Origin of the sequence: Synechococcus sp. PCC 7336 (genome assembly GCF_000332275.1) — a bacterium.
Lineage (GTDB): Bacteria > Cyanobacteriota > Cyanobacteriia > Thermostichales > PCC-7336 > PCC-7336.
Window position 1 is genome coordinate 4257187 of record NZ_CM001776.1, and the last position, 25749, is coordinate 4282935.

Genomic DNA, 25749 nt, shown 5'->3' on the forward strand with positions numbered 1-25749 from the left:
GATTTATTACTCGTGTAGCGCTTCTTTTAGGGATATTTTTTACATCACCAAAAGCGGACAAGACCCCAATGCGATCGCCCATCCAAAATTGCACTACATAGAAACCCTATCCGAACGCGAACGCGATCGAGAACTGTCCCCAATCTTCTAATCCCTTCCCCGACTGCAGAGGGAAGGGTAACTTCTCGATCGCAGGCTGGTTAATGACTCTTTTGAGGGAGGGAGTGTGGATGACTACCTTTGAACCATTGATTGACGCAGACCCCCAGCCCGAGGAAGATAGCTGCTAGAAGCAGACCCCAGGTGATGAGTGTCAGAGCAGTTGGCTGAACCGTACCCGGCGGCTCCCACGACCCGGCTAGCTTCTGTTCTAGAGCCGGAAATGCTTCTTGCATTCCTTGGTAGTGGTATCCCTTCTGGAAAAAGGCCGCAGCCTCTGCTTGAATGACTTGATGGACTTCATATTGGGTCAGGGGAGAGTTCTCGCCTACTAATACTGACCATCTGCCGTTCGCAGACATCACCAAAACAATCTCTCCTTCATCGAGTTCCCCAAACAGGGTATTCGCAACTCCTGCTATATAATCTCGATAGCTCACACCGTCGAAGTTTGGCACAGTGATGCAATAAATCCGAACCCCATAATTTGCTTCGATCTCCGTAATGATTGGTGCCAGCTCCGAAAATTCGGCTGGAATAAGCGAGGCGCGATCGTGCATCCATTTTTCGCGTGCAAGTTCAATGAAAGTCATAATATTCCTCACGACTGAGTAGAATTTGCATGGCATTACACAGAAAATTGAGAAAGTAAATGCAGCCGCGACGGTTGTAGGATCGCCCCGACTCACTCTGGCGAGCGACACGGGATGAACCTTCTATTCTGTCTGGATCGCTTCTCTAATTCTATGTATGGCTGCGATATCAATCGCAGTTGATTATGAAAATTGAGGCGAAGTAAAGCCCTTGCTATAGCTAGCTTTACTCTTCAATCTCACTTAGGATGAACATATAAATATTCGAATATTGATATGTTTGAGATATTTGCAGGCAGATCGATAAAGAATCTCTATATATCATTAAATTCTTTAAAAATCATGTATCGGGCTTGAGAGCATTTGCTCGCCTTTATTGTTTGTGCTAGCGATGCTAAGAAAAGTGATTTGAATCATACTCGAGCCAGCCACTGAAAAGTTTGTTCGCAATCCTAATAAATCTGTTGGAACGCCAAATAATTCAACCATTTGCGATAAATTTTCCTTGACTGTAAGGGTTGGTGCTGAATCAGATAGAGTAAGCACGTGAATCAGTTCATCATTGGCATTTATAATTTAATATTTTCTTCGCCCTCCACAAATACATCATCGTTAACCCAGCTCTTCTGAGAGAGATTGACGTCATAAGATTACTCCCGACTTTATCGGGCCTTCATGAATGTTCTGTCTTCATGCTACCTTCATGAAGATGCTGCGAGCCCGATATCTTTACTGAAAAGGTCAGGCGGATAGGACTCATGTACGTATAAATACCGGTTTATGGCAATCCAGAGTACGCAAAAAGCAGTGAAGGTTCGATGATTCTGACCAATCGATTGACAAAACTACTCACGATCGTCGATATAGTGCGAACCTGAAACTCCAAGCGGTAAGTCCGTTTCTCACCCTACTTACGGGATGTTTTAGCTGGGGTGAGCCCGTCGGGTAGCTGCAAAGACAAACCCGTTTTCACTTGCCATTGAGAGCGATCGCCCCATCCAAAACCGCACGACACAGCAGACCCTATCCGAGCACCCCCTTTCTATCTATCCCGACAAACCACTCGCTCCCCCAACACCTCCCAAACGAGGTGGCTCGCCCTGCCGCCGCCAATGCTGCACGTTCGATGCATTCATCTCAATCGAATACCACCAGCATTTCAGCAACGGGTCCAACTCCACCCAGCTCAACACCTTAACCTGTAAGCCCCCCGCGCCCCCAACCTGCTCGACCGCATAGCAAGGACGGTATTTCCCCCCTATATCGGGAATCAGCCGTCGCCCAATTCGCCTCCAACTCGGCTGCTTGCCCCGCCACTCCAACGAACAACAGGGCCAAGGCAACCCCTCCCGGTCGTACAGTAAACACACCGGCCCCCCAGCCACTCGATAAAACACCTCTCCACCAGGGCTCGCAAACAGATCCCCTTGCTGCAAAAGCTCCCTCCCCAGACAATCTCTGGACTTGTACTGAGGCGACAGGCAAAGACTCTCGCAAGTTGGACGATAGACAGGAAACTTCAGCATTATTTTCAAAGTCTCGGGGTCTCCAGGGTATGACAGCGATCGGCACAATGGTTCGAGAAATTTGGGCAGGAGTTCCGCTAGTGCTGCCGCTCAACGCTTGCTTCGATCCATTGCAGTATGTGTCGAACTGGGGGGGCGAACTGGCGTGGCGACCTAAGATCGAAGGTAAAAGCTCTGGAGGTACAGTATGACCCAAACGGTTGCAGATGTGATGACGGCAAACCCCATTTGCGTGAGGCCAGAAACCCCCCTGCGAGAGGCAGTTCAGATTTTAGCTGAAAAGCGAATTAGGGGCGTACCCGTGTGCGATCGCGACGGTCAGTTAGTGGGAATGCTCTCCGAATCCGATTTGATGCAAAGGGAATCGGGGGTATCGCCGCGTCCGTTTGTGATGTTTTTGGACTTGGCCATCTATCTCAAGAACCCGAAGGATTACGAGAAAGAGCTGCACAAGGTGTTTGGCGAGACGGTGGGGGAAGTGATGAGCGATCGCCCTCAATCTGTCCCGCCCGATTGTCCGCTGCCCGAAGCTGCCCAGCAGTTAGCCGCTAAAAATGTGAATAGCCTATTGGTGGTGGATCGCGATCGGCACCTGTTAGGCATTGTCACCCGTGGCGATGTGGTACGGGCGATGGCAAGTGAATAAAGTCACATCCCGATCGCCGCGATCGAGCCGTGACGAGTGTAGCTTGGAGGCTGGCAATCGATGTCATCACAGCAAGGTAAAGGTTGCTGCTTTTGGGGCTGCCTGTCACTGTTTGTGTTGCTATTACTGGGCGGGGGCTGCACGGCATTCGTAGGGTATCGAACGATCGCGCTGTTTACAGACGCTCGACCGACTCTATCCATCCCCAAAACGGAAGTGACCGATGCAGAGGTGAACGAGCAAAACCGACGCTGGCAAGCTTTCCAGCAAGCGATCGCCGCAGACCGACCGGCTGAGTTAGTGTTAACAGCTCGCGATCTCAATGTCCTAGTCTCTCAATCTCCCGAGTTGGCGGAGCAGATTTTCTTCGAGATCGAGAACAATTTATTGGTGGCATCGGGCAATGTCCGAGTCTTTCAACTGCCGTTGCTGGGCGATCGATATTTTAACGGCAGATTGGTACTGGATGTTGCGATCGATAATGGGGTTTTAGATCTCGGGATGGAAGATTTTGAGCTGGCGGACGATACGTTGCCGCCAGAGTTAAAAGAAGCAATTTTGGCTGGTTTCGAGCAGCAAAATGCTCTCGACGATCTCTTGGCCGATACAGATTTACCCGAGCTTGCAGCGCGGGTGAAGCGATTGGAGATTCGAGACGATCGCATTGTGTTGACCCATTAGGCTGTGGGTTGCCGTTCGGACTCCTGCAGCTCGAGGCGAAATTTCAGTTAAGTCTGAGGTTGAAATTGCACCGATTTGGACAAATTTTCTAAAATTGCGCAATTTACCCCTAAGATTAGCCATAAGAATTGATGGCATTCTAAGATTAAACGAGATACAAGTATCTGAGTCGCTAAATTGCGCTGGGAACGCAACCGTATGAAGGTAGCCCTCGAATTTCTCTATCACTTTCGCTGCGACAACTGCCGAGCGTGGTGGAGTCAGGCGGACATTGAACCGAAAGAGGGCGATCGGCTCTACTGCCCCAGTTGCGGAGAACTCAATACGATCGACCGAATTCAGACGTTTCGAGATTCCGCGCGCAATAGCTGTCTGAAAGTCGTGCCCGACCAGTGTTAGCGATCGAGTCTCGCAGTACCTGACAGGGCCGTCAGAATCGCTTCAGTAATGGCAGCGGAGTTGCTGGCAACTGCCGCGAAAAAATCGAGGAATTCCTCGCTGCTGCCGCCATCGCTGACCGTGCGCACCAATACGCACGGAATCTCGGCAGCCTGCGCCACTCTCAATACGGCAGTGCCCTCCATCTCCACCACATCCGCTCGCGTGAGCTGGTAGATGCGATCGCGCAATTGCGGATCGGCCACAAACACATCCCCAGTGGCCACCACTCCTGCAAACACCTGCGGAGTTTGAGTCTTACCCGCCACCAATTCAAAGGCAGTCTCCTTGCGGGCCAGCTCTAGTGCGAGATCGTAATAGTCCGATATGGCGGCAATGGGGCGGTATTCTTGGCCGGGTAAAAAGGCCAGCCCCAACTCAAATCCATCCGGTTTCGCCGTGCCAAAATCGTGTTCCCGACCTTCGCAGGCGATCGCCACATCCCCCGCCTTCAGACCAGATCGCAATGCCCCCGCCACCCCCGTCACAATCAAACCCCGCACTCCAAAATGGGTGGCCAACACGGTTGCCGTAATCGCCGATCGCGCTTTGCCGATGCCGCTTTGCACCAACACCACCGACTGACCCTGCAACTGGCCGCAGTAAAATTGGCGCTGTAAAATCGTCACTTCTCTAGAATGTTCCAGACGCGATCGCAAGCGGGCAATTTCTTCCGGCATCGCCCCAATAATGCCGATCGCAGCAGTCTTTGCCATTCTGATTGACCTCCCATTTGCAAGCACGAACCTACCTCCCACCCACAAGCCCTAGAATGGGGACGCCTACACCTTCCCACGATTGCGAAATGGATAGCTCGGCTCAACACCATCTCACCCTCAAAATTTTAATTGGCTCCGCTTGGGCCGATGGCGTTCTCAAACCAGAGGAAGAAGAGTATCTCGCGGTTTTGCTGCAACGGTATGGAGAAGAGTACGATCGCGAACTCAAACACCTACTTGCAAAGCCTGTCTCCCTGCAGCTCACCGAACGCTGGATGACTGAATATCTCTACGATTCCACCGCCGAAGAACGACAGCAGTTGTTGGGGGCGATCGGCACCATGATGTTTGCCGATCGCAATATCTCTGAGGAAGAACACCTGCTCTTGGACGACTTTCACGCCATGATGGCCGACATTCCCGCCCATGCTGAAGCGCCGGAGCTGGTCAAATCTATCGGGCGATTTGTCAAATCGGCGATCGGCAAAGTGACGGGCCACCCTTCCGCTTGACGGGATTGCTATAGCATTGAAAAACAGGCATTGCGCAATGCTGCCACTATCGCATCGGCAAAGAGGGCGTATGACAACTGCTGCACCCGTCAAAACTGAGTACGAAGCAGTGATCGGTTTAGAAACCCACTGCCAGCTCTCCACCCAAACCAAGATTTTCTCCGGTAGCTCCACCCAGTTTGGGGCTCCCCCCAATACCCACATCGACCCTGTCTGCATGGGCTTGCCGGGAACCTTACCCGTGCTCAACCAAAAGGTGCTGGAATATGCGGTCAAGACAGGCTTGGCCCTCAACTGCACCATCGCCCGCTACAGCAAGTTCGATCGCAAGCAGTATTTCTATCCAGACCTGCCCAAAAATTATCAAATTTCCCAGTTCGACCTACCGATCGCCGAGCACGGCTGCCTCGACATTCAGCTAGAGGACGGCAGCCAAAAGCGAATCGGCATCACCCGCCTCCATATGGAAGAAGATGCGGGCAAATTGGTCCATGCCGGGAGCGATCGCTTAGCTGGCTCCACCCATTCGCTGGTGGACTACAACCGGGCGGGCATTCCCTTGGTGGAAATTGTCTCCGAACCGGACATTCGCAGCGCTCTAGAAGCAGCAGAATACGCTCAGGAATTGCGCCGCATTATCCGCTATCTCGGGGTAGGGGACGGCAATATGCAAGAAGGCTCGCTGCGCTGCGATGTCAATATCTCCGTCCGTCCCAAAGGCACAGAGGCATTTGGCATCAAAGTCGAAATTAAGAATATGAACTCGTTTAGCGCCATCCAAAAGGCGATCGAGTACGAGTTTAAGCGTCAGGTCAAAATGGTGGAAGCGGGCGAGCCGATCGTGCAAGAAACTCGCCTGTGGGACGAAAATACCCAACGCACGACTAGCATGCGCACCAAAGAGGGATCTAGCGACTATCGCTACTTCCCCGAGCCCGACTTGCTGCCCATTCGCATCTCCGAGGCTCAGTTGCAAGAATGGGGGCAATTGCCCGAATTGCCCCAGGCAAAGCGCAATCGCTACATCAACGAGTACGGTCTCTCGGTCTATGACGCGCGCTATCTCTCGGACGACAGAGACACAGCAGCCTACTTCGAGGCCACAGTAGCAGTCGGAGCCGATCCGAAGGCTGCGGCCAACTGGATCATGAGCGATATCGCTAAATATCTAAACGATCGCAAGCTGGGATATCCCGATATTGCTCTCAAACCCGAAACGCTAGCGGAATTGATTGGCCTGATCGATACTGGCACCATCAGCAGCAAAATTGCCAAAGAAATCTTGCCCGAGCTGCTCGAACGGGGGGGGACGGCCAAGGGGCTCGTGGCCGCCAAGGGGCTGACGCAAATTTCGGATGTGGGGGCGCTAGAGAGTCAAATTGACGAGATCGTGGCGGCCAATCCCAAGCAGGTGGAGCAATACCGAGCGGGCAAAACCAAACTGTTGGGCTTCTTTGTCGGCCAATTGATGAAGCAAACCCAAGGTCGAGCCGATCCTCAGTTGGCCAATCAACTGATTGCCGAGAAGTTGAAAGCTCAATCGGACGGATAGCCCGAAGCTAGGCAACTGGATACCGAGTTGTTCAAATTTTCGAGTTACGCTTAGGAGCGATCGTGCCTGCCAGTCAAGAGCCTGTTCGCCGCTGCATTGCTTGTGGCAAACTCGCCCCCCGCCACGAGTTTTTCCGCGTAGTGCGGCAGTTCGAGACCGGACAAGTGCAACTCAATCGGGGCATGGGTCGTTCGGCCTATATCTGCCGCGAGCTCGATTGTTTGCGACGCAGCCAAAAAAAGAACCGCCTCGGTAAAGCATTGCGCACTCCAGTGCCGCCAGAGATCTACAATGAATTACAGATGCTATTCGTGTTGGATTCACAGATCGGCGATCGCTAGCCTCTTTTCCAATTCTCAAGCCCTCCAATTCTCAAGCTCTCAATTCCCAAGCTCTCCAATTCCCAAGACAAGCTCTCCAATTCCCAAGAGGAGACAGTCTCTGGCAACACATCTCGATCTCAGCCTTGCCAATTCTCGACTGTTTATTCCGACGGAATTTTTTTGGCCGAGCAGCCATTGCGAGCTAAGCTAGCATAGCCGATACGCTGGCATTGGCTTCGGGAGACTTTGCCACTTCCCCATTCGTTAGCCTAAAATGCTACTACCTTAGAGCAGGCTCTTTTTGCTCGCACTTAACTTCCACCCCCTCACTGCACAGTCCCCAACTCCACAACATATGACCCAATCCTCGTCCCACGCAGACCCCACTTCTCGCCACAGTGCTAAGGTTCGTATCTACGACCTGTCGCGAGAACTCGGTCGAGACAACAAAGATATTCTAGATGCGTGCGATGAGTTAGGGATTGTCTACAAGAGTCACAGCAGCACTATTAGTGCCGACGATGCTGTCCGCATTCGCGAGCGTCTTGGGGGGGCGATTGCCCCCTCCCCTCGGCCCAACAAACCTCGTAAAGCCACTACTCCCCAAACTAAGCCCCCGCGCCAGCCAGAGCGAGCCCCATCTGGCTTGCAAATTGTTGAAGTGCGCAAGGCTACCTCCCCAAGCGGAACAGTTTCGCCCCCCGAGCGACCGGCCAGCCCAGAGCACCCCAGTCCGATCGCCCCTGCAGCCCCTAGTGCGAAAACAGCACCCCCCAAGGCGGCTACTCCGAAATCTCCCACCCTCGCAGGGCCGCCACCCAAACCTCAAGAGGCTAAACGAGCCGCCAAACCCCTGGCGGCAAAACCTGCTGCGCCCAAGCCAGAAGCTCAACCCCCTCAAGCCCCAGCGCCAACGCCTGCAGCTAAGCCAACGCCTCCTCCTGTAGCCAAGGCTCCCGAGGTCAAGCCTCCTACGCCTGCGGCCCCTCCCACGCCACCCCGCCGTCAAGTAGCTAAACCCCTCGCCCAGACAGAACGCTCGGTCAAGCCCAGTCGTGACGATGCCGCGCGCCAATCTCGCGATGGCGATCGCAGTTCAAAAGTTGCTGCCAAAGCCAAGCCCGCCGCCCCCAAAAAACCTCAATTGGTAGGAGCCCCCACCCGTCCTGGAGTCAAGGCGAAGATTGTCCAACCGGCTCGCGATCGCCAGACATCGGCCCCCGCTGCCCCCAAAAAACAGCTACCAGAGCTGGTGGGACCGCCCATTCGAGCTAAAGCGGTGGCCGCCGCCGCTGCTGCTAAAGCAGCGGGAGAACAGCAAGACACTGAAGATATCGCGGCTCCCGTGCCGGAACTGGTCGCCGCCCCCAAGCGTCCCCCCAGCCGCCTGACCAAACGCAAGCCGGGTGCTGGCAGTGAAGATGACGAGATGGCAGCACTCAAGCAGCCCGCCTCTCGCAACACCACCAAGCGCAAGCGCCGTCGCGGCGGCGGTTTAGCCAGCGAGGACGAGGGACTGGAGGTCGACACCGAACTGCTGTCTCCCGCCAAGCAGGCGGAGCTAGCTGCACTCAAACCCTTACCCAGGCCGGGAGCTAAACCTCCCTCCAGCGGTCCGCGTCCCACCCGCACTGCCAGACAGAAAACTGCTAGGCCGGGACGAGGGCGCAGGGATGCTAAAGCCAGTAAGCCTGTCGAGCCTGCTGTAGTCGAGGAAGTTCCCACTATTTTGGAACTGGAGGGGAGTTTGACGGTGCAGGAATTGGCCGCACGGATGAAGCTGCCCGAAACCGAGATTATTAAGGTGCTGTTCTTGAAAGGGGTGATGGCCAATATTAACCAGACCCTCGATGTGCCAACCGCTGAAATGGTAGCGGTCGAGCTCGGCTACGAAGTCGAGCACAAAGAAATTCAAGCTGCTGCTACCAAGACCGAGATGTTGGATGTCGAAGATATCGAGCATTTGCTGCTGCGACCTCCGGTGGTCACCATCATGGGCCACGTCGACCACGGTAAAACGACTCTGCTCGACTCCATTCGCGAAACCAAGGTAGCAGCGGGCGAAGCGGGAGGGATTACCCAGCACATCGGTGCCTACCACGTCGATTTAACGGTGGAAGGAGAGGAAAAGCGGGTTGTCTTCTTGGATACCCCCGGTCACGAAGCGTTTACCGCAATGCGGGCACGCGGTACTAAAGTCACGGACATTGCCATTTTGGTGGTGGCTGCTGATGATGGCGTCCAGCCCCAAACCTTAGAGGCCATCAGTCATGCAAAAGCGGCAGAAGTGCCCATTGTGGTGGCGATTAACAAGATTGACAAAGAAGGGGCCAACCCCGATCGCGTCAAGCAAGAGTTGGCCGAACGCGGCCTCGTCCCCGAAGAATGGGGGGGAGATATCCCCATGGTGGGGGTGAGTGCGCTAGCCAAGCAGAATCTAGACGAATTGCTAGAGATGCTCTTGCTGGTGGCGGAAGTGGGCGAATTGCAAGCCAACCCCGATCGTCCGGCTAAAGGTACCGTGATTGAAGCCAATTTGGATAAAGCGCGCGGTCCTGTAGCCACCCTCTTGGTGCAAAACGGTACGTTACGGGTGGGCGATACTCTGGTGGCGGGCTCTGTCATGGGTCGGGTCAAGGCAATGGTGGACGATCGCGGCGATCGCGTGCAGGAAGCCGGTCCCTCTTCCGCTGTCGAGGTGCTGGGCATGAATGATGTGCCGGCGGCGGGTGACGAGTTCGATGTCTTTGCCGAAGATAAGCAGGCCCGTCAGGTGGCCGAGACCCGCGCTGCCGAGCGGCGGCAATCGCGCCTGCAGCAAGCAATGGCCTCCCGCCGCGTCAGCTTGGGCAGCCTGTCCGCCCAAGCTCAAGAGGGCGAGCTGAAGGAACTCAACCTCATTCTCAAAGCGGACGTACAGGGATCTGTCGAGGCGATTCTCGGCTCGTTGGAGCAGCTCTCGCAGGAAGAAGTGCAGATTCGCGTGTTGATGGCGGCTCCTGGAGAGATTACCGAGACCGATATTGACTTGGCCGCTGCCAGTAGTGCCATTATTGTGGGCTTCAACACCACCTTGGCTCCTGGCTCGCGGGCTGCCGCCGATCGCTATGGCGTCGATATTCGCGAGTACGACATCATCTACAACCTGCTCGAAGAAATCACGGCTGCCATGGAAGGTCTGTTAGAGCCCGAAGAGGTGGAAGAGTGGCTCGGTCGAGTGGAAGTGCGCATGTTGATTCAGATTGGCAAGGGAGTAGTGGCCGGAAGCTACGTCCAGAGCGGCAAGGTCGTCCGCAACTCTTTTGTGCGGGTGATGCGGGGGGGCGAACAGGTGTACGAAGGCCGCATCGATTCCCTCAAGCGATTTAAGGAAGATGTGCGCGAGGTGGCCTCTGGCTTCGAATGCGGCATTGCGATCGATAAGTTTAACGACTGGAAGGAGGGCGATGTGATGGAGGTCTACCAGTTAGTTGCCAAACGCCGCACGCTAGCTGCTGCCAAGTAAGACTGCTTGCCTCTACCTTTTCGCCAATCCCCCAATACTCAGGGGATTGGCGATCTCGTTGACGTATCGATCTCGATCGCCCCTCGCCTACAATACACATCAGTTCCACCCTTCGTTTTGCCCCCCTACAGGGCGATCGCTGCTGCCATGAAACAACTGCTCTACCTCGAACTCCCCACTCCCGATACCGCCGCCGTTTGTACTTGGCTGCAGCAACTCCCAACCGCGCTCGCCCCGGCAAGCGCGACAGTTGAGCCTACCCCTGACGGTATCCGCCTCACTGCGAGAAGCGCGACCCTAGCCTGCTTCACCTGGACGGTCCAAAACACCACCTACCTCAAACTCTTCCAGTGGTCCGAGCGCCTGTTTCCCCAGCAAGATCGATGGATCGAGCAATTCTCTACCGCCCTTCGCCAAGCTTTTCCCTATCGGCCCCCTCAACTGCCCGACCTCGATCTATCCCAAACCGACATCTTCACCGCCCTAGAACCCCACTATCCCCTCACCGCCAAATACTTCCGCAAAATTCCCAATGGCGAATTCGATTTGCAGCGGGTGTATTGGTGGGAAAAACGCTGGCGGGAGAGCGTTGCCTCTGGATTCGCGGCCCGAGTCGATGTCAAAACGCAGCCCATTGTTCGCAGTGCTCCGAAAGTCAAACAAGCCGACTCCAGTTGGGATGTGGTGGTGGTCGGGGGGGCACTGGGGGCTCTGAGTGCTGCCATGCTGGCCCGCTTGGGCTATAAAGTCGCACTGGTGGAGCGGCTGAAGTTCGGTCGTATGAACCGGGAGTGGAATATTTCTCGCAGCGAATTGCAGGCACTGGTGGATGTGGGGTTGCTCTCGGCTGCAGAGGTGGAAAGCCTGATTCTGAGGGAGTATCGGGATGGGTTCAATCTATTCTTTCAGGGGAATGTGCCCGAGCGGGCCAAGTCGCCGGTACTCCACACGCCGACGGTGCTCAACATTGCCCTCGACAGCGATCGCCTCTTGCAATTGTGTGGTGAAAAGCTTGTGGCAGCGGGAGGCCAAATCTTCGAGCGCACCGAATTCGAGCGGGGGTATGTGGGCCAAAAGAGCATTACCCTCAAGCTGCGCAATCTAGAGACGGATGAGGTGCAACACCTGCGGGCTCGCCTCATGCTGGATGCGATGGGAACGGCTTCCCCTGTCGCGCAGCAAATCAATGCGGGTCGAGCTTTTGACAGCGTTTGCCCGACAGTCGGCGCCGTGATTGAGGGTGGCTTCGAGCCGGGGGTGTGGGATAGCGACTACGGCGACGTCTTATTCAGCCACGGCGATATCAGTCGCGGTCGCCAACTGATTTGGGAGCTATTTCCCGGCAAAGGGGACGATCTGACCTTTTACCTCTTCCACTACCACCAAATTCACCCCGAAAACCCCGGCTCGCTGTTGGAAATGTACGAAGACTTTTTCCAAATCCTGCCGGAATATCGCCGCTGCGATGTGGAGAAACTGCAATGGGGTAAGGCGACGTTTGGCTATATCCCCGGACGTTTTACGAGCAATGCTAGCGATCGCCGTACCGGTTACGATCGCGTTTTGGCGATCGGCGACGCCGCCTCTTTACAATCCCCCCTGATCTTCACCGGCTTTGGCTCCCTGGTGCGCAATCTGCCCCGCGTCACCGACCTGCTCCACACAGCCCTCCAATACGATCTGCTCTCGGGGGAAGATCTCAGCCGCATTAGCACTTACCAGAGCAATATTGCCGTCACCTGGTTATTCTCGCGGGGCATGATGGTTCCCACGGGCGAGTCGCTCTCCCCCGAGCGAGTGAATGCCATGCTCTCCACCTTCTTCGGCATTTTGGGGGAGGAGAGTCCTGCAGTGGCAGACGCTTTTGTCAAAGACCGAGCGGGTTGGATTCCGTTTACCCGCATGGCCCTCCGCGCCGCTCGACGCAATCCGGCACTGCTGGTCTGGATTTGGGAGATGGTGGGCTGGGAAGGAATGCTGCGCTGGCTGCCCTCCTATCTAGCTTTCACCCTCGGCGCGCTGCAGTCATTTTTGTTTGGCTGGGTTCCGGCGATCGCCCCTCGCCTCGAGGCGATCCTGCTGCCCCGCTATCCCCGCCTCTGGCACCGCCTGCAGGCTTGGAGCTATCTACTCACTTACGGTGTGGGCAATCCAGCCATGCGGTTTCAATTGCCTCCGCTGGCGGAGCTGGTGGAAGCAGAGCGCGAGGCCGAAGCCCCTAGCTCCGTTGGAGCTGACTCTGAAGGGGCTACCGTCAGTTGAACTCGTCAGATCGACTGCTTGGTTGATGTCAAGCGGAAGATGCATCGAGCGGACTTTGCCCATAGTAAAGAAGGTGAGCGAAGTGACTCAAATCAAAACGCTAGAGATACCAGATGAGCTGTACAGCCAAATTCAAGGGATGGCGTTTTCTCAATCCCGCTCTATTAACGAGCAAATTGTGTCCTTACTGCAACAAGTCTTAGATGTTGAGATGCAGCAACAGACTCAATCTAGGTTACTCCAGGAAATTCATCGAGCTCGATGGACCCCTCCGCCAACCGTGCCGGATAGCGTTTCGATCCTGCGAGAAATCCGAGGATACGATGAGTAGACCTGTTCGATGTGTGGTCGATGCCAGCATTGCCATCAAACTCTTCATCGATCGGGAGGGGTCCGATAGAGCAGAAGTTCTATTTGCCCAACTCGGTAATGAACCAGACACCGCTTTGTATGTGCCAGAGCTGTTTTATGCCGAATGCGCTAATGTGCTTTGGCAGTATGTGCGACGGGCCAATTACCCTGCGGCTGAGGCAAAGGCCAGCTCACTCAGGCTTGCGGCACTGGCGCTCCAAACAGTTGCAATTCCAGAGCTTGTGAATGAAGCGCTAGACATTGCCATTGCTCAAAATATCTCAGCCTACGATGCCTGCTACGTTGAACTCTCCGAGCGTTTGCGCCTTCCTTTAGTGACAGCCGATCGCAAACTCATCCGATCGCTGCAGGGCACAGCCTACCAAATTCATTCTCTGGCAACGTTTTTGTTGCCGGATCGAAACAAGTAGCTCGAGACCGTCCTCGTCCCATCAAATGTTGCTTGCCTTCTGAAATAGGTTGCAATCGGCCAGAGCTGACTCTGAAGGGGCTACCGTCAGTTGAGCTCGCCAGCTCGATCGCTGGGTTAGGTACTGCAATCGCTAGGATGCAAGTTTAAATCGGTTAGCGGAGTGTAGTTGATATCTTTTACGTTAAAACGCAGGGAGATGCCCTGATTGAGTAGGGATTTTATCGAGGCATCTTCACAAGCAAAAGAAGTGAAGATGGAGTCAAGCACGGTAGCCACCAACTCTGGGCTAGTCTCCTGGGCATTGATGTTCGAGAACCGCATATCGTAAATAAAAGTATCTCCTTCCACTGACGTCGAGAGCAGCTCGGCATTTTCGTCAATTTGTAAGAACGTGTCTGAAAAGTCTCAAGCCAGCCTACGAAGCATGAGATTGACCATAGCAGCGTAAAGCATCGTCTCACTCGTAGTGGGCAAATATTCGTAGTCCTTGCTCAAGCGACGGTATCGACCAAACCAGGCAAAGGTGCGCTCAACCACCCATCGCCGAGGTAAAAGCTGGAACCCTTTTTGCTCAGCAGGCCGTTGTACGACTTCAATAGTCCAGCCAAACGCTTGCTCAACCCAAGCCACAAAAGATTTGCCACCAAAGGTTTTATCGGTCCAAATCAATTGCAAGCAACTCCACATACTGGCAAACCAAATCCCCAGCAAGGTGAGGCCGTCATGGTCGGAGCGTCGGGCACTGTGGACCTTGGCACCCAGCAGTAGACCCATCGTATCAACCAGGATAGTGCGCTTGCGACCTTTAACTTTTTTGCCTCCATCAAAGCCTGTTTCTTGAGCGGCACCAGCTGTTTTGACCGATTGGGAATCCAGGCAGGCTGCCGAGGGAGAAGGATTGCGCCCCACCGTTTCTCTCAGTTGCTGGCGCAGAGCATGGTTGAGAGCTTCCCAGGTGCCATCGGCTTCCCACTGACGGAAGTAATGGTAGACCGTTTGCCAAGCGGGGAAGTCGTGGGGCAGCAGACGCCAGGCACATCCGGCTCTCAACAGATAGAAGATGGCATTGACCACTTCGAAAACGTTGACGCTGCGGGGACGACCGCCTGGCTTAGCTGGCGGTAATAGCGGAGCTAGAAGCTCGCACTGGGCAGGGGTTAGATCGGTGTCGTAGGATTGGCGTGTCATTGGTTGGGAGGCTCTAACTCAGCCTCTCAACTTTATCTGCTGACCTTTTCAGACACGCTCTTAGGCTTACAAGAATGCATATTAGCTTAAAACAGTCTATTAAACTTGCTCTAGATATTTTTCAAGAACTACAGGACTTAGATGATAAAGAGCTTATTGAGGTTTTTCTCTCCAGAGGAATCTCTAAAGATCTTGCTAATGAGATTGTTGTATTTGTCCCAATGGCATTTTGTCGGATAATGCTAATGAATTCAAGGGTTTCATTTCCTCATTCTTTTGTCTTTAAGGAGGTTGTCACTGGAAGTGAACAGGAGCACCTTTTTACTGATATATCAACTTTTTGTGAAGCCTTTTTGATCGCAGAGTCTAGATTGGATCTAGGTTTTAATTACTTTATAGGAGTCGCAAAAAGAAGTTGTGAGTATCATGCAATTAGCAATCTTGTAAGTCATGGGTCTCGGTTAGAAGATATTATACTTGTCCCGCCAATTATTATTCTTTAAGTCTTCACCAATAGGCATCTCGATTAATTAGTGTTACTCTCTTTCCGCTCTATGATTGAGTAGCCAGGTTGTAGATATGAGCGGTAGTATTTTGAATCTGCTGTGGTGTTTGAAGCTGATGATTCTGCAAATAAGCATCAATCTCTGTCTCTATGCTAGCCATCGTTGTTCCTTAGAGGGCGTTTGAAAAGGTAGCTAAGAAGCCTGAAACCCTGATTCTCGCGTTCGGAGTTGATGTCTGGAACCCCTATTCCTTCGTAGGACGGTAGACTTCTCAAACACGCTCTAAGGGTAAATGGTGAAGGAGTTTCAGTCTTAATTGATGAATGAGATATTCGGCTAAATTGAACTCAGGAGAGTAGGACGGAATATGGATAAACTCTAGGGCGATCTTGTCCTTTTGGGCAATGCCATCTTCTCGGGCGGTTTAGATATCGGCCAGTTCTCCGATGTGGTGACGCTGACCTTCAGCAATCCCGACCTGCTGCAGTTCGACCTCAATGCCACCGTGCTGTCGGGGGGAGCTAACCGAACGCCGGTCTTCGAACCCCTACCGCCTCTGGAGGTGATGCCGGGGGACACGCTATCGCTGCCGCTGACGGCAACGGATGCGGATGGGGATACGGTCACCTTCCGAATTCAGGCGGATGGTCCTCTGCCTGCGGGCACGTTGGAGGGCAATGGCCGTCTGGTGTTCCGGCCTCAACTGGATGAGATTGGCAGTTACAGCTTCACGTTGGTGGCCACCGATGGCGGCGCTGAGGTTCGTCAGCAAGTGACGCTCGATGTGGTGGCCGACCCGGTGACGACTACCCACTTTTCTGGCACGGTGGCCAGCACTGAAGCCGATCCGGTGACGGGGGAACAACTGCGCCTGGAGGGGTTGTGAATTCCGGAAACTATGGCCGGAAAAATTCCGGAAATTATGGCCGCTTTTTAACATCGTCTAACCTCCTTGCAAAAGTCAAGCATTACACCTCCCCCTCAAGCCAACGACTGAGTCGTCTGGGTCGGCTCAGGGTGAGCAGTCTGGTCGAGATCGAGCTTGCGACCGCGCAAGCGATAAGAGGAGCCGGACAACTTGATGTACTCCCCCTGATGCAGGGTGCGATCGATGATGGCCCGAGCCAACTCGGGGTCGTGCAAGACCCGCCCCCACTGACGTAGAGGCTTGTTGGTGGTAAACAGAATCGGCTTTCCCTTGTGGTAGCGCCGATCCACTACCTGGAAGAGAATATCGGCCGCCCCTGGCCCATAGCCGAGATAGCCCATCTCATCAATCACGAGCACATGAGGGTTGACGTAGCTTTTAAGAGTCTCGTTGAGGTCGCTGGCAATGCGCAGCTCGTTAATCAGAGCGGCTGCCGTGGTAAAGCGAGCCACAAAGCCGTTCTGGCTCGCTTTATAGGCCATCGAAATACACAGATGTGTCTTTCCAGTGCCGGGAGGCCCCTCCAAGATGAGGCTGCGGTTGTCGCTGACTAACTCGGGCCCCAGAAAGCGCCCGAGCATTTGACGTTTGAGCTCGCTGCGGAACGTGAAGTCAAACGTCTCAATCGTGGCCTGGAAGGGGAACTTAGCCCGCGCCACCTGCTGAGCAATGCGGGCTTCGCTGCGCTGAGCCACCTCCTCGGAGAGCAAGCGCTCTAAGAAAGTGGGATAAGACCATCCCTCTTGCTCGGCCAACGGCACCAGCTCGGGCAACAGCCGTTCGAGGCGGGTGAGCTTCAAGCGTTTGAGCAACAGCGGCAATGTAGTGGTAGCGTCAGTCATTTTGTCCCCCCAGAGGCTTGAGCGATGGGCAGCAGGTCTGCTGGAGCGGCAGTCTGAGCGATCTCGACGAGGTACTCGCTACCGAAGCAGCGCTCCTCGCTGGCCAAGGCGATCGCTGCCAACAGTTCCGCCTGACCCAGTTGACGGTAGAGTTGGTAGATTTTGTCGATATCAGCTTCCCAAGCGTTGGGTCGTCGGTGGACTAGCTCCGTGAGATAGGGCTCCACCAAGGGGTCCAAATCCAGCAATAGCTGTCGCTGCGCGTAAGGCTTCCCCCGTCGAAAGCCAAACAGTTGCTCGGCATGCTCCCCCAGAACGCTGGAGCGACCATTTTCCGGAAAGCGAGGATGAGTCGCCAGTAAGCGCTCGCCCAAGTACACCTGCACCCTCTGCTGCTGCAGATGCAGGGTGACTGATTGCCCGATCGCTTGTGCAGGCACGGAGTACTCCAAGCCCCGGTAATGGACCCGAGCCGTTGGTCGCACCACTGCCGTGACTTTAAAGGCATAGGTTTCAGCCTTGTGGGCACAGGGCCTCAGAGACTCTCTTAGCAAGCGCTGGGCGGGAATCTCTTGGGTGGCATCGCAGACCCGCTCGTGGTTGACATAGTCCAGCCAGCCACTCAGTTGCTCGGCTACATCCGCCCAGTCACGCAACTTTCGTCCGCAGAAGAAATTGCCTTTGACGAAGCCCACCAGATTTTCCACCGAGCCTTTCTGTTGCGGGCGATAGGGCCAGCAGGCCACCGGGATAAACCCACAGTCCATCACCAACTGGCTAAACCGTTGTGTCCAGATGACTTCCACCTCCCCCTCCGCTTGTTTGATGCGGCCATTGACGGCGGCACTGAGGTTGTCAAACACGCACTTGAGCGGCACGCCACCAAAGCGCTCGAAGGCTCCCAGCAAGCAGCGCACCACCGTTTCCTGCTGCTCGTTGTCCGCCAGTTGCACGTCAATGGTGCGAGAGTATTTCAGGCGAGAGGCAAAAAATCGGATGACATGGCGGCTGCCATCCTCAAAGGTGACTCGACGCTGTCCGAAGTCGTGTTGAGAAAACTCTCCCGGCAGTCCTTCGAATCGCACGATGGGGGTGGGTGGCTCACTGGGGCGCAGACGCCGTACCGCATCGTACACGGCGCTTTTGCCGCCGCTGTAGCCTTTGGCCTTCAAGCGGGTGTACACTTCAATGCTCTTGAGAGGGCCGTCTTCGGGGTATCTGGGTTCCTTCAACCACTCTCTAATCAAGTTTTCGTAAGGCTCCATTCGGCTGGGACGGCCCACCTTTCTCGATTTCCGGAAATTCTTCTCCTCAGTATCGCTGACGGCTGGTTCTTGCTCGATGCGGCGAATCGTTCGCTCGCTGATTCCGGTCAAGTCACGGGTCGCTTTCTGAGTCGCCCCCGTTTGTCTGAGTTTTTGTGCCATGTATCGCTCCAGTCGGGTGAACATCTTGCCCTGTCTTGGGTTGAGCTTTTTTCCATTTTGGAATTAGCTCGCTCCACTACAGCTCATTCGACCGGCCATAATTTCCGGAATTTTTCCGGCCATAGTTTCCAGAATTCACAATATTATGATATACGTATCAGTATCATTACGGTATACACACTTTTGAGGTGAGATACCATGTAAAATTTACGGTGTTAAAGATCCTCAACAAGCAGTAAAGGAGCATCTTTGAATGAATACATGGCTAGGTCTATGGCTGAGGTGGCGGCCTTGGACAGATAGGAATGCGGTCGTACCCAGTTCTGAGGGGGCGGAGCCGTAGCAATATGGCTCCGCTACCCGACGTGCGCCAGGGCATGGCGCGCAGCGCCTTGCCCTGGCGCTGTCAACCGGAAGGCGAAAGCCAACCGGGAAGTGACTAGAGGAAGGTGATCGAGCAGGTCAATCAGTTTATCTGGGGATGGGCTGGCTACTTTCGGCTAGCCACAGTCAAACTCGTGTTCGAGCAGTTGGATCAATGGCTGCGCCGTCGGCTTCGTAAGATCTTATGGGAGCAATGGCGTACCCCGAAAACCCGCTGCCGAAAGCTGATTGCACTGGGGGTTAAAACAGAGCGTGCGCGTAAGGCAACTGCCACAGGCCGCGCGGCCTGGTGGAATGCGGGGGCCTCTCATATGCACGCGGCTATCACCAATCGGTTATTAGCTCAATGGGGACTTCTCAGTATGGGGACTTCTCAGTGTCGCCGAGTTGATTCGCGGTTGGCAGTGATCTACTTGAACCGCCGTGTACGGAACCGTACGCACGGTGGTGTGGGAGGACGGGAGGGGCGACTCTCCCTCCTACCCGATCATTTAGGTAAGTGAGAAAGAGTTAGAAGCGGACAGATGGATTCTAGGGCAGACGGAGTGCTAGGAGGAGCAATCTAGAGGACTTTAACTGTAGATATTGATTGGATTTTGGATTAGATTTCAAGGTATAGATATCGGAGGATTCGTGGAGTTCCAATTGAAGCCCAATACCTGAATCTCCTTTTGCGTATGGGTTTCAGCTAAGTATCAGAAAATATTTTTGCGCTAGCCGACCCTGATGAATATGGACTAAATCTGAATTATCTAAGGGCTTATGCACATTTTGCAAAAATATATAAAAGCATTGATAAGCGCGTGTTATTTGAAAGGCTCTTTCTCACGGTGCAGAGTCAGAATTTTCCAGGCAGGTTCTGGCATAGCTTTACTTTTTGGGATTATTGGATGCTCGATCTTCCTTACATCACATTCCTCTTCCAATATAATTTCTGCATCAGTAATGGATCGAGATCGCCCCAATATCGTTATCATAGTTGCTGACGATCTCGGTTGGAACGACGTTGGCTACCACGGATCTGAGATTCAAACTCCAAACATCGATCACCTAGCCGGAACATCTGTTCAATTAGATAGATTTTACGCTAAAAATTCCTGCACTCCTTATCGGGCAGCCTTGATGACAGGTGTTCATCCATTTCGCTATGGCATGTCAAGCAATGTCATTCAACCCTGGGATAGAGTTGGACTCCCTATTGATCGCCCCACTATTGCTGAAGTCCTTAAAGAATATGGATATAGAACGGCAATTGTGGGCAAGTGGCACCTTGGCCACTGGAATGAAGCATTTTTGCCCACAAGCCGTGGATTCGATTATCACTACGGGAATTACTGCAGTGATTTAGATTACTTTAGCCATACTAATCCAAAGGGTGGCAGTTTAGACTGGCATAGGAATAGAACTCCTATAGAAGAAGAGGGTTACTCAACTGATTTATTGGCGGCTGAAGCTAGTAGTTTGATTGAGACTCACGACTACAATAAGACCCCTCTTTTTCTGTATGTTTCATTCAACGCTCCTCATACCCCGCTGCAAGCAAAAGAAGGATATATTGAAAACTACAGAAGCATTTCGAATGTTAATCGTAGAACCTATGGAGCAATGGTACAGTCTCTTGATGAGGGCGTGGGCACTATCGTATCTGCTCTCAAAAAAAGTACTGTTTGGGACAACACCCTTGTAGTATTCACGAGTGATAATGGCGGTGGGTACAACAGGGGTGCTGCAGGAGACAACCGGCCATTAAATAATGATAAAGGGTCAGTTTATGACGGTGGAGTTAGAGTTCCTACACTTTTTAGATTTCCAAATAAGACTTTTTCAAATGAGATAGACAGTCACTTCTATTCCGTTGTTGATCTATTTCCAACTTTTCTGGAGGCTGCCGGCGTAGATTCAGGTGACTTCAAATTAATGGAGTTTGATGGGCAGTCTATTCTGTCATCGATAACAAATGAAGCAGTCTTTGATAGAGATGAGATGATTGTTCAAATCGACTCGAGGGAAGAGGCCTCGGCTTTAATTCGTCCGCCGTATAAATATATTTGGCATCCAAAAAATTCTTGGTTTGAAACGGAGGAGCTCTACAATTTGGTAATAGATCCTGGAGAAGTTAACAATTTGATCGATTCAGAAGTCGAACTCGCTCAACTAATGCGCGATCACTTAGCAAGTCATCGTCAAGATATTGCTCCTTCTATTCTAGTACCGCTCTCTAAGATTCCAAGCACTTGGGGAATTCCAAATGGCTTTATGGCTCCAAAAGTCATTAACCCAACGAAACTACAGCGATTAAATACATGGCCTAGTTGGGGAAATCCATTCTTATGGACTGAGAAAGTAAGGTGGTTGTCTTGGAAGAAGCTCCTTGTGCTGGGAATTTCTATCGGAATTTTCTTGGGGATAAGCTTCTCCTTTGCCTTCAGGCTTATCGCTAATCTGAGAGATTAAATATGTTCTTATACTTGCTCTGGTAATGTAAATTTTAAGTGGATCCCAAAACCTTGAGGTAAGGATTCAGGTCTGATTTTAGGGATGAGAGAAGGAATCTGCCGTATATGGTAAGCAGCGATCAGCGCTGCTTGAGTTTATTTAGTAGTGCACTGAAAAATTTGAGTGAAGGAGGAAATAAAATCTCACCAGTTGAATGAAGAAATATCTCCCAACGGAATCTGTCCCACTGTCCTCACATAAAAGAGTCTTTGACTCCGTTCACATTGGCAGTAAGTAATGAATCTAATAGAGAGTAGACCAAGAAAGTCTTTAACTTTTCAGCCTAGGTCGAGAGCGAGTAAGGGGAAATTTAGCCGGGTTAACGTGAGTGAACCGTTGATGGCGAAGTGTCATCAATCAATGAGTGAAATCAGTCAGCTTGTTTCGTTACATTTCCATATGGTTCTGCTAGAATTTACTAAACTCGGCGATAGAGTCTGTAACCTAAATGGCTAAATTTGCTTTAGCCAGTCTGGAAAATTCTTGTTGTTTTGGTGATTGGTAGAGGTCTTTTTTCCTGGCTTAGATGTAGCAATGCCAAAGAGAAGTTCGCACTGTCCAGTTTTCTATAGTTTAAGAAGAATCCTATGACCTCCCCAAAGCTCTCATATGAAATCAAGCAAGATTCATTAAATATGACTCCGAAGGTGACAGCAGCCATATGGATAGCCAATTTGAACTCCCGTCTAGCACTGTATAGTCTGACCGCCTTTATGATTGCTTTTCCCTTGAACTTCTTTGCTGCCATACTTTGGCTCTTAGGTCCGTTAGCTAAGTACAGTTGGTTTTTGCAGCTTTATCGCTTGTCAGTTGCATTCACACTTTGTTCTGGCTTTGTACTATTTATAAGTCTATTTATATTTCACCGATTCTTAGCCCCAAAGCGAAATTTCTATTATAGCAGTCTTGCTAATGCTAAGGTTCATGTTGGCTTGACCGCCTATAATGATGAGGTTTGTATTGGTAACGCAGTCCGGGATTTCAAAAGTAATCCTCAAGTAGACAAGGTCATTGTCATTGACAATAACTCTATAGATAATACTTACCAGGTTTCCCTTGAGAGTGGTGCTGATTTGGTTGTAACGGAACCTATATCAGGATACGGTTCTTGCTGCCAACGGGCACTAGCAGAGAGTGCAGTTGGTTTAGAGGATGACGACGTCATTATCCTCTGCGAAGGCGACCTTACATTCAGTGGTCATGATGTAAATAAATTTTTGGCTTATTTGGAGAACGCTGATTTAGTGTTAGGTACTCGGGCAACGCAAGAGCTTCGCGAGACTCATACTCAAATGGACTGGCTGATTAATCCAGGAAATCAAATTGTTGCCAAGATGATACAGACTCGTTTCTGGGGAACACGTCTTACCGATTGTGGATGCACCTATAGAGCAATCCGTGTAGGTTCCTATCGCTGTCTAAGGAGTTATTTAATGGTTCATGGCAATTATTTCTCACCACACATGTTCATTGAAGCGTTGAAATTGCAGATGCGTGTAATCGAAATTCCTGTAGTATTTCGAGCTCGTTCAGGTGAGTCTAAAGGTGTTGGCTCTAATAAGATTAAAGCTGCAAGGGTAGCACTTCAAATGCTGGGTCTGCTGTATACTGCATAAGCACAAAAATTATAGGAGCTCAATTCAGTTTTTTTGTTTTTTTACTCTTTCTGCCAATATCTTTAATGATTATTGGAATGAAAAAAACCAAATTCCACTCATAATCTTATACCATCGCTTGTAGGGGTTAATAATGATTTTATGTAAAGCTATTTTTGGGAAAGCTAAGACAATATTTGACTTGATTGATTCCAAGGAAGGTATTATTTTTGATCTTTTAATTATTCTTATATGTATCTATAGTTTTGGACATAGTTGGGTTGAGTCAATTATTACTACTGATAATCATCATTGGGGCTTCATGTTTTCACAAGCTCTTGATATGAAAAGGGGATTAATTCCACATAAAGAATTCTTGTTATCTTATGGATACATGACAACTTGGATTCAGAGCATTTCCCTAACTATTCTTGGGAAAAAAATTGTTTCAATAGGAATAGTAACTGGCTTATTTTATTCATTGAATCTTTTTCTGTCCTACCGCATTTTTCTAATATTTCTTCCAAAATATCTCTCCACTTTCTGTACATTTTTGATCTTCTCATTGCATGTGTTTATCTTTGATCCTTGGCCAAACTACTACTGCTATACTTTTCAATTACTATCAATTTTTCTATTTATTAGAGGCAGGAAAAATATCATATATATTACTGCTTCTGGATTTTTCTTAGGTTTGTCTTTCTTGGCTAGATACACATCTGCCCCAGCTATTTTACCTCCTTTCTTGATTGTACTTGGATATGAGCTGCTAGTTCAAAAAAACTCAAGGAAAATTGTTTTAAAGACAATTGCAGTTTTTGGTTTAGGGTTCATAACTCCAATTATCTTATTTTTTGGATTCTTGTTTGATAATAATGCATTTGGCGATTTTCTCATTCAAAATAAAGTTTTAGCAGTTTTGTGGGGTTTTGAAAGATTAGAAAAAGACCGTTCGATATTTTTGTCACTATTGAGTGGGCATGCAGATAAAGATAAATATCTTTTCTTTGTTGTTAATTTTTTGTCGACTCTATTGATTACCTCTTATCTTTTGTTTGATTCTTGGTCTCGCAAAAAAAGATTGAGCAGAAATGAAAATATCTTCTTTTTGCTTTGCTTAACTAGTCTCTTTGGATACTTAAATTCAATCCATATTTTTGATGTATGGAGATTAGTCAATGGTTCATCAATTGGCTTTGGAGTCATTGCTTATTATCTCATGACAATATCTCAAGGTGTTAAGAGAAATATTAAAATGATGATTTTATTGCCTCTTATTTCTGTTTGTTTCGTCTGGGCTAGTTATGGGATCTTAAAGACTTCATTTGATCATGCGAAATTAACTAGATATATTGTTCGAGGAGGTATTTCTACATCTGAAATTAGTATTTTTCAAGGAAAGATTTTTCGGAGTAATTACTATAACTTCCATCATGAAATATTTGAAAGTATATCAGAGCTTAGCTCTTTGCATTACATAATTAATTTCACACAAGATCCTGTTATCATGCTTATGAATGATTTGAGAAAAGTTCAACTTAGTTCGATTTATTTGCCTACTTTAGCTGATGAATATACTGATGAGTCAGAAAGAATTCAGCAAGTAATTAATGAAAAAGATGCAGTTATTCTTACCAGCGAAGAGTTTCAAGCACCTGGGTATGAGGTTATTCATCAAAAGGCTTGGGACAGGAACTGGAACTGGTACCATAAAAAAATATTTGTTATCGCTCCAAGCGAGTCGCGAGGAAATAAGGAAGAGTAGATTTTCGAGTAGTGCTAGATAATTTCACTCCTATGCCCTCACGCAATCGTACGTAAACGGTTCGTAAACCCATCAGTTTATACGCTCTCTTTAGTCTCATCGACTCACATAACCTGCTACTTTTCCTGATACTCCCAAAAACGATCAATTATCTGCACTATTCCCTGGCACTGGCTGCGCGGAGGGGTTGGCGCGATCGGATTTTTGGGGTTTGGGGGGTCTCTCGGCAGGTTTTCGGAGCTTCAGTGATAAGTATGGCTAATCGTTTGGAGGGGGGGTCGCTGGGGAGTAGCGGGAGGTGAAGTTTAGAGGGAGTAGTTAAATATTATGCTGTGAGGTGTGGCTTGTTTATGTTGCGGGTGATTGATATAGCTCAGTAAAATGGACTTGCCCAGATCAAGGTAATAGTTTGAAACTGTTGCAGTGGCGAGGGCGAAACAAGGTAAAGTCTCGCCGGTCAAGAGTCAGGATCGTCTCACTCTGAATCCTTTCTGCAATCGCCATCACCGTGGCGTCCACGAAGTCTATCCTGCTATCTATTAAATATCAACCATCCTGGCCGGTCGGCGTCAATCATTCTGACCGGTTACTGTAACGCGCAGTAAGCGGATGATGGTCGCATCAGCCAAGAAGTGCTCGGTGAGAGCAGTGGCGTCAGCCATCCTGTCGAGTTGCGATCGCCAAAAATGCAAACCTCGATGGCCTGCTGTGGCTGGGAACTCTCAGTTGGAATCGCAGTGTTTGTCGCGCTATTCAAACAGCGATCGGTGAAAGCAGTGGCGTCAAGCATCCTGCCGGGTTGCGCTCGCCAAGAGAGTGAGTCTCAACGGCCTTCTGTCGCCGGAAACTTTCAGTTTGAATCTCGATAATGGTGGCGTGATGCACGAGGCGATCGACCGCCGCAACCGTCATGGTGGT

The 25749-nt window shown here is 51.0% G+C and carries 22 protein-coding genes and 1 pseudogene; 16 read left to right on the forward strand and 7 right to left on the reverse strand.

Annotated elements, in window-relative coordinates; translation table 11 throughout:
• Window positions 1–200 precede the first annotated feature (200 nt).
• Together SYN7336_RS20205 and SYN7336_RS27005 are read right to left on the reverse strand one after the other, a co-directional pair.
• Window positions 201–752: a TPM domain-containing protein gene (locus tag SYN7336_RS20205; protein WP_162139128.1), complete on the reverse strand. Its 552-nt coding sequence runs from the start codon at window positions 750–752 to the stop codon at window positions 201–203.
• A gap of 1046 nt (window positions 753–1798) precedes the next feature.
• The gene (locus tag SYN7336_RS27005; protein ID WP_017327763.1) at window positions 1799–2188 is read right to left on the reverse strand and encodes a hypothetical protein; all 390 of its coding nucleotides are present in this window, start codon (window positions 2186–2188) and stop codon (window positions 1799–1801) included.
• 277 nt (window positions 2189–2465) lie between these two features.
• Here SYN7336_RS27005 and SYN7336_RS20220 point away from each other — a divergent pair, with 277 nt between their 5' ends.
• The 3 genes from SYN7336_RS20220 to SYN7336_RS20230 all read left to right on the forward strand — a co-directional run bounded on the left by SYN7336_RS20220 (window position 2466) and on the right by SYN7336_RS20230 (window position 4004).
• Complete coding sequence (locus SYN7336_RS20220; RefSeq protein ID WP_017327765.1) at window positions 2466–2924, forward strand: CBS domain-containing protein; 459 nt, start codon at window positions 2466–2468, stop codon at window positions 2922–2924.
• 60 nt (window positions 2925–2984) lie between these two features.
• Window positions 2985–3605, forward strand: a complete 621-nt coding sequence (locus tag SYN7336_RS20225; RefSeq protein WP_017327766.1) for a hypothetical protein — start codon at window positions 2985–2987, stop codon at window positions 3603–3605.
• 198 nt (window positions 3606–3803) lie between these two features.
• Window positions 3804–4004, forward strand: coding sequence for a hypothetical protein (locus tag SYN7336_RS20230; RefSeq protein WP_017327767.1), 201 nt, complete (start codon window positions 3804–3806; stop codon window positions 4002–4004).
• Here SYN7336_RS20230 and SYN7336_RS20235 read toward each other — a convergent pair.
• Entirely contained in the window at window positions 4001–4759 is a 759-nt protein-coding gene (locus SYN7336_RS20235; protein ID WP_017327768.1) for a 5'-methylthioadenosine/adenosylhomocysteine nucleosidase, read from the reverse strand. The two genes, SYN7336_RS20230 and SYN7336_RS20235, sit on opposite strands and share 4 nt — an antisense overlap.
• Window positions 4760–4848: 89 nt before the next feature.
• On the opposite strand from SYN7336_RS20235, the gene SYN7336_RS20240 reads away from it, so the two are divergent.
• From SYN7336_RS20240 to SYN7336_RS20270, 7 genes are all read left to right on the forward strand, one after another.
• Window positions 4849–5274 (forward strand): TerB family tellurite resistance protein, encoded by a 426-nt coding sequence (locus tag SYN7336_RS20240; protein ID WP_017327769.1) that lies wholly within the window; start codon window positions 4849–4851, stop codon window positions 5272–5274.
• Window positions 5275–5344: 70 nt separating this feature from the next.
• On the forward strand, window positions 5345–6826 hold the full coding sequence (gene gatB, locus SYN7336_RS20245) for an Asp-tRNA(Asn)/Glu-tRNA(Gln) amidotransferase subunit GatB (protein ID WP_017327770.1): 1482 nt from the start codon (window positions 5345–5347) through the stop codon (window positions 6824–6826).
• A gap of 62 nt (window positions 6827–6888) precedes the next feature.
• Window positions 6889–7167, forward strand: a complete 279-nt coding sequence (locus SYN7336_RS20250; protein ID WP_017327771.1) for a YlxR family protein — start codon at window positions 6889–6891, stop codon at window positions 7165–7167.
• Between the two features lie 337 nt (window positions 7168–7504).
• Entirely contained in the window at window positions 7505–10654 is a 3150-nt protein-coding gene (gene infB / locus SYN7336_RS20255) for a translation initiation factor IF-2 (protein WP_017327772.1), read from the forward strand.
• A gap of 147 nt (window positions 10655–10801) precedes the next feature.
• Window positions 10802–12916, forward strand: a complete 2115-nt coding sequence (locus tag SYN7336_RS20260) for an FAD-dependent monooxygenase (protein ID WP_017327773.1) — start codon at window positions 10802–10804, stop codon at window positions 12914–12916.
• 82 nt (window positions 12917–12998) lie between these two features.
• Window positions 12999–13247, forward strand: coding sequence for a hypothetical protein (locus SYN7336_RS31585; protein ID WP_162139129.1), 249 nt, complete (start codon window positions 12999–13001; stop codon window positions 13245–13247).
• Window positions 13240–13698, forward strand: coding sequence for a type II toxin-antitoxin system VapC family toxin (locus SYN7336_RS20270; protein WP_026101186.1), 459 nt, complete (start codon window positions 13240–13242; stop codon window positions 13696–13698). The genes SYN7336_RS31585 and SYN7336_RS20270 overlap by 8 nt, the downstream gene beginning before the upstream one ends.
• 407 nt (window positions 13699–14105) lie before the next feature.
• Here SYN7336_RS20270 and SYN7336_RS20280 read toward each other — a convergent pair whose 3' ends face one another.
• Window positions 14106–14888: an IS5 family transposase gene (locus tag SYN7336_RS20280; RefSeq protein ID WP_017324155.1), complete on the reverse strand. Its 783-nt coding sequence runs from the start codon at window positions 14886–14888 to the stop codon at window positions 14106–14108.
• A gap of 74 nt (window positions 14889–14962) precedes the next feature.
• Between SYN7336_RS20280 and SYN7336_RS20285 the strand changes: the two genes are divergently transcribed.
• A complete protein-coding gene (locus SYN7336_RS20285; RefSeq protein ID WP_017327777.1) occupies window positions 14963–15391 on the forward strand; it encodes a hypothetical protein in 429 nt (142 codons plus the stop codon).
• A 400-nt stretch (window positions 15392–15791) separates the two neighbouring features.
• A complete protein-coding gene (locus tag SYN7336_RS20290; RefSeq protein WP_017327778.1) occupies window positions 15792–16280 on the forward strand; it encodes an Ig-like domain-containing protein in 489 nt (162 codons plus the stop codon).
• Window positions 16281–16375: 95 nt separating this feature from the next.
• Here the strand turns inward: SYN7336_RS20290 and istB are convergent, their stop codons facing one another.
• Window positions 16376–17164, reverse strand: coding sequence for an IS21-like element helper ATPase IstB (istB, locus tag SYN7336_RS20295; RefSeq protein ID WP_017326741.1), 789 nt, complete (start codon window positions 17162–17164; stop codon window positions 16376–16378).
• A complete protein-coding gene (gene istA, locus SYN7336_RS20300) occupies window positions 17161–18591 on the reverse strand; it encodes an IS21 family transposase (RefSeq protein WP_017326740.1) in 1431 nt (476 codons plus the stop codon). The genes istB and istA overlap by 4 nt, the downstream gene beginning before the upstream one ends.
• Before the next feature lie 449 nt (window positions 18592–19040).
• On the opposite strand from istA, the gene SYN7336_RS33125 reads away from it, so the two are divergent.
• From SYN7336_RS33125 to SYN7336_RS20320, 4 genes are all read left to right on the forward strand, one after another.
• Window positions 19041–19478, forward strand: a complete 438-nt coding sequence (locus tag SYN7336_RS33125) for a group II intron maturase-specific domain-containing protein (protein ID WP_017327779.1) — start codon at window positions 19041–19043, stop codon at window positions 19476–19478.
• Window positions 19479–19920: 442 nt separating this feature from the next.
• The gene (locus tag SYN7336_RS27010; RefSeq protein ID WP_017327780.1) at window positions 19921–21429 is read left to right on the forward strand and encodes an arylsulfatase; all 1509 of its coding nucleotides are present in this window, start codon (window positions 19921–19923) and stop codon (window positions 21427–21429) included.
• Window positions 21430–22058: 629 nt separating this feature from the next.
• On the forward strand, window positions 22059–23087 hold the full coding sequence (locus tag SYN7336_RS27015) for a glycosyltransferase (RefSeq protein ID WP_051039853.1): 1029 nt from the start codon (window positions 22059–22061) through the stop codon (window positions 23085–23087).
• A 133-nt stretch (window positions 23088–23220) separates the two neighbouring features.
• Window positions 23221–24831, forward strand: a complete 1611-nt coding sequence (locus tag SYN7336_RS20320; RefSeq protein ID WP_017327782.1) for a glycosyltransferase family 39 protein — start codon at window positions 23221–23223, stop codon at window positions 24829–24831.
• Window positions 24832–25584: 753 nt separating this feature from the next.
• On the opposite strand, the pseudogene SYN7336_RS31270 reads toward SYN7336_RS20320, so the two are convergent.
• A pseudogene (locus SYN7336_RS31270) lies at window positions 25585–25743 on the reverse strand (ATP-binding protein); the annotation flags it as partial.
• Window positions 25744–25749 lie beyond the last annotated feature (6 nt).

Coding starts and splice junctions, on each gene's coding strand:
- istB (WP_017326741.1), bottom strand. CDS start 17,164: ATGACTGACGCTACCACTACATTGCCGCTGTTGCTCAAACGCTTGAAG.
- SYN7336_RS20225 (WP_017327766.1), top strand. CDS start 2,985: ATGTCATCACAGCAAGGTAAAGGTTGCTGCTTTTGGGGCTGCCTGTCA.
- infB (WP_017327772.1), top strand. CDS start 7,505: ATGACCCAATCCTCGTCCCACGCAGACCCCACTTCTCGCCACAGTGCT.
- SYN7336_RS20205 (WP_162139128.1), bottom strand. CDS start 752: ATGACTTTCATTGAACTTGCACGCGAAAAATGGATGCACGATCGCGCC.
- SYN7336_RS20280 (WP_017324155.1), bottom strand. CDS start 14,888: ATGACACGCCAATCCTACGACACCGATCTAACCCCTGCCCAGTGCGAG.
- SYN7336_RS20320 (WP_017327782.1), top strand. CDS start 23,221: ATGATTTTATGTAAAGCTATTTTTGGGAAAGCTAAGACAATATTTGAC.
- gatB (WP_017327770.1), top strand. CDS start 5,345: ATGACAACTGCTGCACCCGTCAAAACTGAGTACGAAGCAGTGATCGGT.
- SYN7336_RS20270 (WP_026101186.1), top strand. CDS start 13,240: ATGAGTAGACCTGTTCGATGTGTGGTCGATGCCAGCATTGCCATCAAA.
- SYN7336_RS27015 (WP_051039853.1), top strand. CDS start 22,059: ATGACCTCCCCAAAGCTCTCATATGAAATCAAGCAAGATTCATTAAAT.
- SYN7336_RS20260 (WP_017327773.1), top strand. CDS start 10,802: ATGAAACAACTGCTCTACCTCGAACTCCCCACTCCCGATACCGCCGCC.
- SYN7336_RS20230 (WP_017327767.1), top strand. CDS start 3,804: ATGAAGGTAGCCCTCGAATTTCTCTATCACTTTCGCTGCGACAACTGC.
- SYN7336_RS27010 (WP_017327780.1), top strand. CDS start 19,921: ATGGATCGAGATCGCCCCAATATCGTTATCATAGTTGCTGACGATCTC.
- SYN7336_RS20220 (WP_017327765.1), top strand. CDS start 2,466: ATGACCCAAACGGTTGCAGATGTGATGACGGCAAACCCCATTTGCGTG.
- SYN7336_RS20285 (WP_017327777.1), top strand. CDS start 14,963: ATGCATATTAGCTTAAAACAGTCTATTAAACTTGCTCTAGATATTTTT.
- istA (WP_017326740.1), bottom strand. CDS start 18,591: ATGGCACAAAAACTCAGACAAACGGGGGCGACTCAGAAAGCGACCCGT.
- SYN7336_RS20240 (WP_017327769.1), top strand. CDS start 4,849: ATGGATAGCTCGGCTCAACACCATCTCACCCTCAAAATTTTAATTGGC.
- SYN7336_RS20235 (WP_017327768.1), bottom strand. CDS start 4,759: ATGGCAAAGACTGCTGCGATCGGCATTATTGGGGCGATGCCGGAAGAA.